Source organism: Paraglaciecola sp. QJM3NY_14, assembly GCF_056173245.1.
In genome coordinates this window covers 3,981,069-3,993,112 of the sequence record NZ_CM149664.1, presented here as the reverse complement: position 1 = coordinate 3,993,112, position 12,044 = coordinate 3,981,069, and the positions used below count along the sequence as shown (strand labels likewise).

Here is a 12,044-nt window from a genome sequence, read left to right as displayed (position 1 = left end):
CAGCGTTTATTTTACTTTGCGCTGGAGTTAATCATTTCAGTTTTTGCTACCAAAAATGCGTTAGCTTCTTCTGATAAGGCTCTGGCGGAAAGATAGTTTTTGCCACCTTTGTGGTGCAGCAACCAACCGTTGTCGGTGGCTTCAATGTTGGTGATATCAGCCCACAGGAGCGTGCTTTTAATATGTATTGATTCGCTACTGACACCTTCTTCGTTTACCGTTAATGTAAGTTCCGTATTAGCTGCCTTACTGATTAATTGCCTGCCCAACCACCAGGCTTTTTTATAGCGCACGCTGAAAGCTTCAAGCCCTCCTAAGGCAACAATAAACCAAGCGACAAATGGATCTACCGGCGTTAGCATAAGCAGCATTAGCCCTGCTAGGCCTAATAAAAACGCGATGGTGTACGCTTTTTTTGGAGAGACTGACGGGGCTGATGCTTCGTAAGTTTCTATGAAGTGGCTTTTGTCTAATACGTAGCTTGTTGAGTAACTAAAGGGCGCAGTCATTGGCTTTTATAAATCAATCTAAAAAAGTAGTGTATCGGGATGTGGCTTACCTTGATACTTGTTTTCATTGGCTTTCACACTGAAAAGCAAACGAATACACATATGTGCTCTATACAGGATCCAATATGCAACCCTTGAGTCTATTTACCGACGGCAGCGTGAATACCCAAACTGGGGTGGGTTATGGTGCATATCTTCTTATCTCGCTTGATCATTCCCCCCTAAAAGAATTACAAAAGCAGATAAAGGTTCAGCGTTTCGAGCAGACCAGTTCGACTCAGCTAGAGTTACAAACCTTACTATGGGCGCTCGGTGAAATCACTGAACTTGGTTGCACCAAAGACATAGGGTTAACTGTGTATACGGATTCACAGAACATCATAAGTTTACCTAAACGTCGCACGCGCCTTGAAAAGAACGATTATTATTCGAGTAAAAATAAACGTTTATCTCACTACCCACTCTACCAAGCGTTGTATCGGTTCACGGACAACATTAAATGTGATTTTGTAAAAGTGGCTGGACATCAGCCTTCTCGGGATAAAGACGAAATCGCTCAGCGCTTTACCTTAGTCGATAAGGCCGCTAGGCGTTCACTGCGAGAAGCGCTTCGTTAGTGGTGGATTAGTCATCCTCCGGTACGTCTACGACATCTTTGATTTCGGCCAATTTCTGTTTAAGTTGGTCAATACTCTTTTCTATCGCTTGACGTTGGTCTTTCTCGGCATGGGAGAGTTGCTCTTCTAAGCTTTTTATTTTTGCTAATGTCTCAATTTTATCATTGGCTTGTTGCTGAGCCTGCTCGGCTTTATCAAATGCGATGTCTTCTGCGGTAGACTCTGTTTGTACTTGATTAAATGCGGGGGAGTGGGCAATTTTTCGCTCCACATCTGGGCCCGCATGTTGGCTAACAAAGTTTGGTGACATAATTTCAATGTCATTATCGTGAAGGCAATCAAGTACGTGGCGATGTAAGTTTGAGCGAGCCGTCAGTAGGTTTTTCACTTCTACTAACAAGCCGCTAACGCGATAACTGACCGAAAAATCGCCCAATTGGGTGATATGCACGAATGGGTCTTCTAGTCCGGCTTGTTTTGCAGCTTGCAATAGTAGCTCATCAATTTTGCTGTGATGCAGATCGTAACCCAACGACAGTTCAACACTAATGATGGTGCCTGAGCGGCGGATTACGCTAACGGGTTTATTGATCAGTAAGCTGTTTGGAATCGATACCAACTCTCGGTTTTGCGTTTGAATTTCGCAATCAAACAAGCCCAGTTCAGTCACCCGGCCAAAATTACTGTCAAAACGAATAAAGTCTCCAGTGCGAAACGGCTGAGTGAAGCGCAATAACGCTCCTGCCATTAAATTGCTGAACAAGGTGGTAGAGGAGAAGGCGAGTAAACCAGACAGTAATAAACCGATTAAGCTTAAAATCTGTAGCTCTAAACTTTCAGATATGGGCAGCATGATCACCACGGTGACTAGGCCAACCAACATTAGCATTAACATGCCAAGCTGACGGGCAAAAATATTTTCGTCTCCTGTGTGTTTAAGTTTATTGAACAGAAAAATTTGCGCTAGCCAGGTCAGCAAACCAAAGAAAACTAAGGTCAATACAACTGGTAGCCAATCGCTGATGAAGGTGTCACTTAAAGGCATGGCGGGTCCGAAATAATCTGAGTATCGAAAGTTCGTATCTTGTTATACCTTGATTTTACAACTGATTTCCAGTGGATTCACTTTTACAGTCCTATCAAGTTATCACCAAAGTACGCCGGCGCCCCTAATCACTTCAGTAATGCCGTGGCTTTTCATGGGTTAAATCGAAAAATAGCTAATTGACATTCGACAAAACATATATATGATTTGTCGAATATTAAAAAGTGGAGCGTTTTTATGTCTACCCCTATTTTGTCACCCTTGTCGTTTTACAAATGTTTGTCAGATGACACGCGCCTTAAAGCACTGATGTTGATCTATCTTGAAAAAGAATTGTGCGTGTGCGACCTCATTACGGCGCTAGAGTTGAGCCAACCTAAGGTGTCACGCCATCTCGCTGATTTGCGTAAATGTCATATTCTGCTTGATGAGCGTCGAGGAAAATGGGTGTACTACTCGGTTAACCCTAAATTGCCAGAATGGGCGATGAAAGTCCTTGAACTGACCGCACACAACACAGAAGCCTATTTGAATGACAACATCACCAATTTGAACATGGCCAAGCAAAGCGAGTGTTGTTAGCTGCGAATAACGAGCGTAGTTCATAAAAAGAATCGAATCTTATTCATAACAAAGAGTTGCGGTGCTTTAAGAAATAGCTCTACTGACAACGGCATTTTGTTTGAATGATGTGTTTACCCTAAAAGCAAAGCGAGGATCACCTTGAAAGTCTTATTTATATGTACCCACAACCGTTGCCGTAGCATTTTATCAGAAGCGATCACTAACCATGCTAGCCAAGGCAAGATTGAGGCGCAAAGCGCTGGCAGCCAACCGGTAGGTGAGGTACACCCATTATCAATTAAATACTTACAAGAAGCGGGTATCAGTACCGAAGGATTGTTCAGTCAATCATGGGACGAGTTTGAAGATTTTGCTCCTGATGTGGTGATCACCGTTTGTGACAACGCAGCGGGCGAGACGTGCCCGCTTTGGTTTGGCAAAAGTGTCAAAGTACACTGGGGCTTGGCTGATCCGTCTAAATTATCCGGTAGCGAAGATGAAATAGCGCAAGCATTTCGCGCCACCATTGATGAAATTACTCAGCGCGTAAATGCCATGCTCAATGTCGATGTTGATACCCAAGACCAAGTAGCGTTACGCGAAGCATTTCAAGCGTTGGGAGCTCAGTAATGACTGATATCAAAATAGTAAACTCAGATACCTTACCTGAAAACGTGCAAGCCGAGGCATTCAGTGCTCCAAATTTTGCGCAATTTAACACTGAGTCGTCTGCCCACAAGCCACGTATTTTGTTGTTGTATGGCTCATTGCGCGAGCGCTCGTTTAGCAGACTCGTTGTAGAAGAAAGCGCCAGAATTTTACAAGCCATGGGGGCTGAAACACGCATATTTAATCCCACCGGCTTGCCATTGCCAGATGGTGATGATGCGACCAATCCTAAGGTGGTTGAGCTGCGCGACTTAATGATGTGGTCAGAAGGGCAAGTGTGGTGCTCACCTGAGCGTCACGGCTCAATGACTGGCATTCTAAAAAGCCAAATTGATTGGGTGCCACTATCGGTAGGAGCCGTTCGCCCAACACAAGGTAAAACCTTGGCCGTTATGCAGGTCAGCGGTGGGTCTCAATCGTTTAATGCAGTGAATCAAATGCGCGTGCTAGGTCGCTGGATGCGCATGTTGACTATCCCGAACCAGTCTTCTGTGGCAAAAGCTTTTATGGAGTTTGACGATGACAACCGCATGAAGCCGTCATCCTATTACAATCGGATTGTAGACGTATTAGAAGAGCTGATGAAGTTCACCTTGTTGACGCGGGATAATAAAGATCACTTGGTTGATCGTTATTCAGAGCGAGTCGAAAATGCAGAGCAATTAAGTCAGCGCGTTAACCAACGTTCTATTTAAGGGAGGCAAATAAAAATGGGTTTATTCGAGCGTTATTTATCTGTTTGGGTTGCACTAAGCATTGCCGCCGGGGTTGTGCTGGGAAGCGTATTTCCTGATCTTTTCGCCGTGGTGGCAGGGCTTGAATACGCCCACGTCAATCTGGTCGTGGCGGTGCTGATCTGGTTGATGATTTACCCTATGATGATCCAAATCGACTTCTCGTCGCTCAAAGACGTGGGGCGCAAACCGAAAGGGATCGTACTGACATTAGTGATCAACTGGCTCATTAAGCCATTTACCATGGCGGCCCTAGGCTGGTTGTTTTTCAAAGGTGTTTTTGCGGATTGGGTTGACCCGCAAACCGCAAATGAATATATCGCAGGCATGATTTTACTTGGCGTAGCACCGTGTACGGCTATGGTGTTTGTGTGGAGCCAACTGACCAAAGGAGATGCTAACTACACCTTGGTTCAGGTGTCGGTAAACGACATTATCATGATTTTTGCGTTTGCTCCCATCAGCGCATTACTGCTGGGTATGAGCGATATTCAAGTTCCTTGGGAAACCTTGATTATTTCAGTGGTCTTATACGTGTTACTGCCATTGGTGGCCGGTGCGATGACCCGCTCTTGGCTGAATAAAAGCCACGATGATACCGCTGATATTACACAAGGCGCAGTACAAGACGGTGACGTGCGCATAGCGAAATTTGTTGGCGCGTTAAAGCCTTGGTCAATTATTGGGTTGTTAGCGACTGTGGTGCTGCTGTTTGGTTTTCAAGCGCAAACCATATTAGACAAACCACAAATGATTGTGCTGATTGCGATTCCGTTATTGCTGCAAACCTACGGTATTTTTGCCATTACTTACTATGCAGCCAAGCAAATGCGCTTGCCTCACAATGTGGCAGCGCCAGCGAGTATGATTGGCTCATCTAACTTCTTTGAATTGGCCGTTGCGGTAGCAATATCTTTATTCGGCCTGCATTCCGGGGCTGCGCTGGCGACCGTGGTGGGGGTGTTGGTAGAAGTTCCTGTGATGCTATCGTTGGTGTATTTTGCGAATCGCACCCGTGAGTGGTTTGCTTGATAGCGTGTTTTGTAAGTGAAATAAACGGTTACGTACAAAAAAGCCAGCTGATATCAGCTGGCTTTTTTTTCTGTCGCCCAGTTAAAGAGCTACCGTTGAAGAGCAATGCAATGAAGTGTGCTCATTAGATTGGGCTGCAAACGTTTAGTCGTTGCTATGCAAGCTGGCGTTCAGTCCGCCCCACTTAGCGGGATCAGCGACAATGGCTTCCACTGCACCATTTTGGCTGTTGCGGCGGAACAATAAGCCGTTCATACCGGATAACTCACGAGCAGCCACTACTTTGCCATCTGGTGTGGTGACCTTTGTGCCAGCTGTGACATACAAGCCCGCTTCGACGATGCAGTCGTCACCTAATGAAATACCGATACCAGCGTTCGCCCCAACCATGCTGTTTTTACCAATTGCATTGATGGTTTTGCCGCCGCCAGATAACGTGCCCATCGTCGATGCGCCGCCGCCGATGTCAGAGCCATCGCCGACTACTACGCCTTGTGAAATACGCCCTTCAACCATAGAGCTGCCCAAGGTACCTGCATTGAAGTTAACGAATCCTTCATGCATGACCGTTGAACCAGAAGCCAAATGTGCACCTAAACGAACGCGATCAGCATCACCAATACGCACACCTTCAGGAATAACGTAGTCGGTCATACGTGGGAATTTATCAATTGAGCTGACAGTTAAATGATGATGTTCACTGGCAATCGCGGCACGTAACTCATCAACTTTAGTGGGTAATACAGGGCCTGCAGACGTCCAAGCGACATTAGTCAGTAAACCAAAAATGCCTGTTAAGTTGATGTTATTAGGTGTTACTGCGCCTTCTGACAATAAATGTAAACGCAGGTAAGCGTCTTCGATGTTTTGTGGTGCGCCGTCGATTTCAAGTTCAACTTCAACGAAATCGCTGTTGATCACGCCAACCTTTTGCGCAAGACAGCTACGTGCAATTTGGGTGTTCGCGCGGGGAAACCACACATCTAACGTTTTACCACTGGCGGCATCAATGTAGCGATGACCAATACGTTTTACAGTCATTTATCTTTCCTAGTGTCGATAGTTTAAAAATTGAGGGCGAATTATGGCGTGAAACGACGTAATTGACAGCCCCCTTTTGCTTATAAATTATAATTTACAGAGGATTCTTGCCCTGTTTAGACCCGTCATCGTTTACAAACTGAGTGATAGTGTGTTTTTGATTTTTTCTGTCGCAGCAATTTTTTTCCGCACGGCAAAATCGACTAATTGTAACTCAACGCCTCGGTTGGCCGAGTTGGCTGCATTGGGTGGGAAGAAACACAAGGTGAGTATTTCGTTGTAGCTGTCTGTTTGCCAAAGATAACAACGGTTAAAACCAGTTTGTAACAGTGCGCGACCAGCGTCGTCAGCCACAAATTTGGCACTGCGTGATACCCGTAAGTCTTCAAAGAATGCGATGACGTCGTTCTTTACATCTTCTCTTGGGGCAAGGGTCTTAATAAAGTTGCTAAGCGGCACCTCATCTTGCGTCAGGTTGGTTTGCGTGCGCGCATCGGCAAGGCTAATGGGCTCACCATACTTAGTAACCGCTGAGGCCAACACGTCTTTGAGTACGTCTTTAATGCCCACATAAGCACTTTCAACGGTATACACGCTATTGATTTGAGTAATAAAGCCATTGAATTTATTAAAATGTAGCGCTAGGCGCTGTTCTAAACGGGAGTTTTGATAGGGCTGATAAAAACTCAAACGTACTTTGTCACTGCGGCTGCTGCCGGCGATGTGATGTAATTTAGCGCCTTGGTCATAAAGCGATATTGCACTGGCAAGGGCGTTGTCACCAACATGCATCTGTTTTATGTCAACTGTGCTGCGGCTATCCGCTCCGGATAGACGGTGCGACGCGTCGAAGCGCTTAAGGCCTGTGGTTTGTTCCAATACATGAGGGGAGGAGACTTGTGCCAAACTAAAACAAGTAAATGACACACTACTAATAAACATTAAACGACGTAACCAGGGTAATTTCATTGGGTTCCTAATGGCGTAAACAACTGAGCCGAGTATGCAGCATAGCACTTAGTGCACGCGGGCAACACTCAAAGGGCTCTTGGGCGTAAATGACGCTAAAATGAAAAATGACAACCTTTACACTGATATACGATTGTGCGCGAAAAGCGCTCGTTAAATCAGTTTGTTAGATACAGGTATAACGTTTTTAAGGGGAGAAGATTTAAGCACTTGAATTTGCAACATTAGCAGATTAATCTATCCGTCGTAAGGTGTGTTTTATGTTGTTTTCAGGCTTAAATTACGTTGAAAAAATACGGTAAACAAACGCGATAAAACACTGTGTTGAGCGTCGTCGAACATCCGTTCGCAATCCATATCAAATTTCTTGTCTAAGGTGTTTCATTGAGTAAATGTATGTCAAATTTTTGCTGCTATTCCAAGCAAGCCTTAACTGCTGTATAACGGCGCCATGAAAATACCTAAAAGAATACAACCTCTGGTTGATGACGGCCTCGTTGATGAGGTGCTTTATCAGCTAATGAGCGGTAAAGAAGCTACAGTTTATGCTGTGCGCTGTGGTAACGAAATCCGCTGCGCCAAAGTGTATAAAGAAGCGATGAAGCGCAGTTTTAAAAAAGCGGCGCAATATCAAGAAGGGCGTAAAGTGCGCAACACCCGCCGTGCCCGTGCCATGGAAAAGGGCTCGAAATTCGGTCGTAAGCAGCAAGAAGACGCTTGGCAGAACACTGAGGTAGATGCCTTATTTACGTTAGCTAAAGCCGGGGTTCGTGTGCCTGAGCCTTACGGCTGTTATGACGGAGTATTGCTAATGGAGTTGATCACCGATGACGAAGGCGATGTGGCGCCTCGTTTAAATGATGTGACTATGCCTGCTGAACAAGCCATAGAAGATCACGCCATTGTGATGGTGTATGTGATGCGCATGTTATTAGCCGGTTTGGTGCATGGTGACTTGTCAGAATTTAATGTTTTGGTCGATGCTTACGGCCCCGTGATCATCGATTTGCCCCAAGTGGTTGATGCGGCAGCCAATAACAATGCGTTTAGCATGTTACAGCGCGACGTGCGCAATATGACTGAGTACTACGCACAATATGCCCCAGAGCTTAAAAACAGCCATTACGCCGAAGAAATGTGGGCTTTGTTTGAAGCAGGTGAGCTTGAAGCAGATACCCAGTTAACTGGGCATTTCGATTTCCCAGATGATGAAGCGGATGTCGATACTGTTTTAGAAGAAATCAAGGCCGCGTTTGAAGAAGAACAAGAGCGTAAAGCACGCATCGCAGGCCCTAGTGACGAAGATTAGGGATCCTTACCTATTTCCCGTCAGATAACTGACAACAGCTTTTAACCTCATTAATACAAATAGCACAACTTACTATCTTCAGCAGTGGCGCCTAAGGAAAGGCGCCTATTGCAGATGCAGCAGGGCATTTTTTTGATCTATTCTAAAATCAAACTCTCGTAAAAAATTCATTCCTAATAAGCCATCGCTGTGACCTAGCTCATCGAGTGGCAATACCATCACGTTGATGCTTTTTACTTTCGCCTCTGCAATTTCCAGGCTAGCGAATTGGTACATAGGGGAGCGTACGGTGCCATTGGCAGTTTGCACGTTAAATTGGCCAACAAATTTAGTGGCGACTGATTTGAACAGTGTTTTGAATTTTTGTCTTGAAATGGTGGTAGTGGATGCGCCCGTATCAATTAAAAAGTGGACTTGATTGCCGCTTAAGCGGCTTTCAACTACGTACTGATCGCCATATTTTTGTAATCCTATTGACGTAACACCTGCGGGGACATTCTTACGTGGATTGTCATTCGCTGCTTTGATGGCCCTATCGCTTTGCGCGTCCACCTCGTCATCGTATTGTTGAATAATTCCGCGTATCTGCATGGCTTGAGGGTCTTCATAGCGAATAGAGGCCAAGGTGTTTTCCATTAACCCCGCTTGCTGCTGGTGTGCGTACGCTGTGGCTAACGCTAATATTAATTCACGGCTGGTGGGACTTACTTGTAATAAGGGCTCAACAAATTGCGCCAATATATCCCATGAGTAGGCCTGTTTTAACTGGTTGATGGTTTCATTGGTTAAGCGCGAAATGGTGTTTTGCACCTGAGTTTGCTGTGCATGACTCAAGGGTAAACTGAGCATGCCGTGGTAATGAATGATGGCATCACTGAGCAAATGTGTATGTGCAATATATTCGGCTTCTAGCAACAAAAACTCAACATCTTGTGGGTATTGGCGTAGATATAGTGGGAAAAAGGCATCTAATTTGGCGTACTCCTGCGCCGCAAGCCAGCGCCGAGTTTGGGCCAAATAGGCTACACGCCTATCTGGTTTGAAGCGTGTCGTGTTTGGTACTCCGCGTTGCATTTCAGCGCTTGCTGGTGTGGTTGGTTTCTTTGCTACTCTTGAATCGGTTTTAATGCTTGGTTCATGTACGTTGGGCGTTTGAGAAAAGTGAGGTTGAGTGTCTTGATTTAGCTGCTCAATTAGCTGTTCATTTAGCTGCTGGGTGTCTTTACTTTGCTGGTGCGCTAGGGCATCAGATCGGCGTGATTCAATTTGACTCTGTTCTGACTGGGGCACGGGTACTTGTTCGTGGCCGTTTAGGTACTGATAAACGTTAGCAAAAATTGAAGCCAATAAAGCCAAGAGCAGTGCGCTATTGAGTTTAGTCATGACATCGATGCCTTCACTCTGTTTGAGACGCCAGCATGGCATTAAAGTAGGTATCGCAGAATACCTTGGGCATGCGCTTTGGCTTACCTGAACTTAATGCGATGCACACAAATTCGGTGCGTGCATTGAGCATGGTCAATCCGTCACTTAGGCGGATAAACTGGAACTGCCTAGCGAGTTTTAATTTGTTATCACAGGCGACAATCCATGTGGCACAAGCTAGCGTATCGCCCAATACGGCCGCTGCCAGATAATCAATCTCATGGCGGCTAATGGCCATACCTCTGTCTAGCTCTTGGTATTGTTCGATACTCAGACCTAGTGCATTTGAATGGGCCCAGGCGGTGCGCTCTAATTGACTGACATAGGCCACATTATTGACATGGTTGTAATGGTCAATTTGTTCAGGGCTTATCTGCCATTGGCACACAAAAGGCTTTGGGTAATGCCACGGAAGGAGATTTAGGGAGTCTGACATTATCGATTAGCTCTCAAGTAAAATTTCAATACTGGGAATACAAGGTAATGGGTTAGTACCTTGTTGGGAAAGCTCCTGTTTAGTAAGCACTTCCTTAGGAAACACCTCCTTAGTACACTCCTCCTTAGTAAACAACAACGCAACAAGATGTGCTTCTTTGCTGATAATTTCGCGCATAAAGGTCTGACTGTTAGGGATTTTTTTAAATGCTTTGTAGCCGTCTTGCAAAAATAAATGCAATGTTTGCAAGCCTTTCATACGAGCAGGGTGCTTTGACAGGGCCAGCATCATAGCAACGCCTTTAATCGCTACCGCGTCACTTAAGTTGTTACCAAGCTCCTTAAGCAAACTTATTTGCTCTTGGCGTAAATGCCCATTGTGCCCACTGACAAAAGCCGCCGCATACGTTTGCTGATTAATTAGGATTCGCTTATTGGCGTCAGTTTGATTAGGTGTAACGAATTGACGGTTAGCGGCTGTTACATGCTTTTTGAGTTCCAGCGCCAAGACGTAATCCAACTCATAAGATAATGCGTGTAAACGCAAAGCGCTTTCCAAGGAGAACAACGCTTTGCTGGGCATGTATTTGTGCATTTTTGGTACCACGCGTTTTATATCCGCATCTCGCTGGCTGAAATCCTTTGGGCCATAAATTTGTTCAACAAAAAAAGCCAGTGCAGGCGCAGTATCAGGATTGCTCATGTGCGCTTGATGGGTGCTTTGCATACGCAGAGTTTGCCATGCCTGTACCCCTTGGATGAGGGGTAACAGTTTCGCGTCTAACGCCATTTCTTGCAGCGTTTGCACGGTGTGTAAATGACGCGAAACCTGAGCCACTAAATCAGGCATTAGATAACACAATCAATGAGGCGATCTTGACGCGCGTCTTTTTAATAAGCGCTGAATTAAGAGAAGACATTACTTTTTCAATGTGATTTTACCGAAGACGTCAGCGGTGATAAAACCCAAGTTTTTGCTACCGTTTTGCTCAGCAAAATCATGAGACCCCATAAAATGCTCACGTACTTCGCTGCCATCGTTATCACAGTAAGCCAACATAAAGCCCATCACATCGCCGCTCTTCAGGGGAATTGCCGCTTTAGGGTTGGCATCAGTGTAGTTGTTGGGATAACGCTTGATGGCCACTTCCCACAATATTGTGTTGGGCGCATCTAATTGGCGCTTCCAGGTGCTGTTTACATGCTCGTTATACAAATGCGCCTTTTCATCGTCGCCAATATCTGCTGCTTGGTTATCAAGGCCGATGTGGTAGGCCAATGCGCTGTGATTAAAGCGGTGATTACCGCCTGATGCGTCACCATCAATAAATATTTCTAGGGCGTCATCATCCCAGTATTGCACCAAGGGATCAGCATGGGTGTCGATCAGCAGGTCGTCGGTAATCTCGGCTTGTAGGTACAAGTAGTTTTCATCCCATAGCAGACGGTAGCGGCCGGAAAAATCTGCTTTTTCTGGTAAGGTGCCGTCCATTAAATAAGGCATATCGTGCCATTGTGCTTGTTGCCAAACATTGTCTGAATGCCCATCAATAATAGGCGCTTGTGGGGTGTACTTTACGTCGAATGCATGGGCAGAAAGCGATAGTCCGCCAAATGTTGAGGCCATCAGTAGTGATTTTACTAGGCGTGAAAACATGGTAAGTCCTTGTTCGTGGTATAAAAAAACAGAAAGTA

14 protein-coding genes are annotated in these 12,044 nt (G+C 45.4%); 6 read left to right on the top strand and 8 right to left on the bottom strand.

Annotated features, from left to right (window positions below; all coding sequences use genetic code 11):
- Positions 1 to 11: 11 nt before the first annotated feature.
- Positions 12 to 509, bottom strand: a complete 498-nt coding sequence (locus AC0VYA_RS17150) for a YcxB family protein (RefSeq protein WP_475489067.1) — start codon at positions 507 to 509, stop codon at positions 12 to 14.
- Positions 510 to 634: 125 nt separating this feature from the next.
- Between AC0VYA_RS17150 and AC0VYA_RS17145 the strand changes: the two genes are divergently transcribed.
- On the top strand, positions 635 to 1,126 hold the full coding sequence (locus tag AC0VYA_RS17145; RefSeq protein WP_475489066.1) for an RNase H family protein: 492 nt from the start codon (positions 635 to 637) through the stop codon (positions 1,124 to 1,126).
- A 7-nt stretch (positions 1,127 to 1,133) separates the two neighbouring features.
- Here AC0VYA_RS17145 and AC0VYA_RS17140 read toward each other — a convergent pair whose 3' ends face one another.
- Positions 1,134 to 2,171, bottom strand: a complete 1,038-nt coding sequence (locus AC0VYA_RS17140) for a mechanosensitive ion channel family protein (RefSeq protein ID WP_475489065.1) — start codon at positions 2,169 to 2,171, stop codon at positions 1,134 to 1,136.
- A 237-nt stretch (positions 2,172 to 2,408) separates the two neighbouring features.
- On the opposite strand from AC0VYA_RS17140, the gene AC0VYA_RS17135 reads away from it, so the two are divergent.
- The 4 genes from AC0VYA_RS17135 (at position 2,409) to arsB (ending at position 5,170) form a co-directional block, all read left to right on the top strand.
- Entirely contained in the window at positions 2,409 to 2,753 is a 345-nt protein-coding gene (locus tag AC0VYA_RS17135) for a metalloregulator ArsR/SmtB family transcription factor (RefSeq protein ID WP_011576133.1), read from the top strand.
- A 141-nt stretch (positions 2,754 to 2,894) separates the two neighbouring features.
- Positions 2,895 to 3,365 (top strand): arsenate reductase ArsC, encoded by a 471-nt coding sequence (locus AC0VYA_RS17130; protein ID WP_475489064.1) that lies wholly within the window; start codon positions 2,895 to 2,897, stop codon positions 3,363 to 3,365.
- Positions 3,365 to 4,099, top strand: a complete 735-nt coding sequence (arsH, locus tag AC0VYA_RS17125) for an arsenical resistance protein ArsH (protein ID WP_475489063.1) — start codon at positions 3,365 to 3,367, stop codon at positions 4,097 to 4,099. The genes AC0VYA_RS17130 and arsH overlap by 1 nt, the downstream gene beginning before the upstream one ends.
- Before the next feature lie 15 nt (positions 4,100 to 4,114).
- Complete coding sequence (arsB, locus tag AC0VYA_RS17120; protein ID WP_475489062.1) at positions 4,115 to 5,170, top strand: ACR3 family arsenite efflux transporter; 1,056 nt, start codon at positions 4,115 to 4,117, stop codon at positions 5,168 to 5,170.
- A gap of 144 nt (positions 5,171 to 5,314) precedes the next feature.
- Here the strand turns inward: arsB and AC0VYA_RS17115 are convergent, their stop codons facing one another.
- Entirely contained in the window at positions 5,315 to 6,211 is an 897-nt protein-coding gene (locus AC0VYA_RS17115) for a DapH/DapD/GlmU-related protein (RefSeq protein WP_473475603.1), read from the bottom strand.
- Positions 6,212 to 6,343: 132 nt separating this feature from the next.
- The gene (locus tag AC0VYA_RS17110) at positions 6,344 to 7,180 is read right to left on the bottom strand and encodes a hypothetical protein (protein ID WP_475489061.1); all 837 of its coding nucleotides are present in this window, start codon (positions 7,178 to 7,180) and stop codon (positions 6,344 to 6,346) included.
- A gap of 451 nt (positions 7,181 to 7,631) precedes the next feature.
- Here AC0VYA_RS17110 and AC0VYA_RS17105 point away from each other — a divergent pair, with 451 nt between their 5' ends.
- On the top strand, positions 7,632 to 8,489 hold the full coding sequence (locus AC0VYA_RS17105) for a PA4780 family RIO1-like protein kinase (protein WP_011576127.1): 858 nt from the start codon (positions 7,632 to 7,634) through the stop codon (positions 8,487 to 8,489).
- 105 nt (positions 8,490 to 8,594) lie between these two features.
- Here the strand turns inward: AC0VYA_RS17105 and AC0VYA_RS17100 are convergent, their stop codons facing one another.
- From AC0VYA_RS17100 to AC0VYA_RS17085, 4 genes are all read right to left on the bottom strand, one after another.
- A complete protein-coding gene (locus AC0VYA_RS17100; RefSeq protein WP_475489060.1) occupies positions 8,595 to 9,872 on the bottom strand; it encodes a retropepsin-like aspartic protease family protein in 1,278 nt (425 codons plus the stop codon).
- Positions 9,873 to 9,885: 13 nt separating this feature from the next.
- Positions 9,886 to 10,350, bottom strand: a complete 465-nt coding sequence (locus AC0VYA_RS17095) for an acyl-CoA thioesterase (RefSeq protein WP_475489059.1) — start codon at positions 10,348 to 10,350, stop codon at positions 9,886 to 9,888.
- Between the two features lie 6 nt (positions 10,351 to 10,356).
- The gene (locus tag AC0VYA_RS17090; protein ID WP_475489058.1) at positions 10,357 to 11,199 is read right to left on the bottom strand and encodes a DUF8198 family protein; all 843 of its coding nucleotides are present in this window, start codon (positions 11,197 to 11,199) and stop codon (positions 10,357 to 10,359) included.
- Positions 11,200 to 11,268: 69 nt separating this feature from the next.
- A complete protein-coding gene (locus tag AC0VYA_RS17085) occupies positions 11,269 to 12,006 on the bottom strand; it encodes a sugar-binding protein (protein ID WP_473475594.1) in 738 nt (245 codons plus the stop codon).
- Positions 12,007 to 12,044 lie beyond the last annotated feature (38 nt).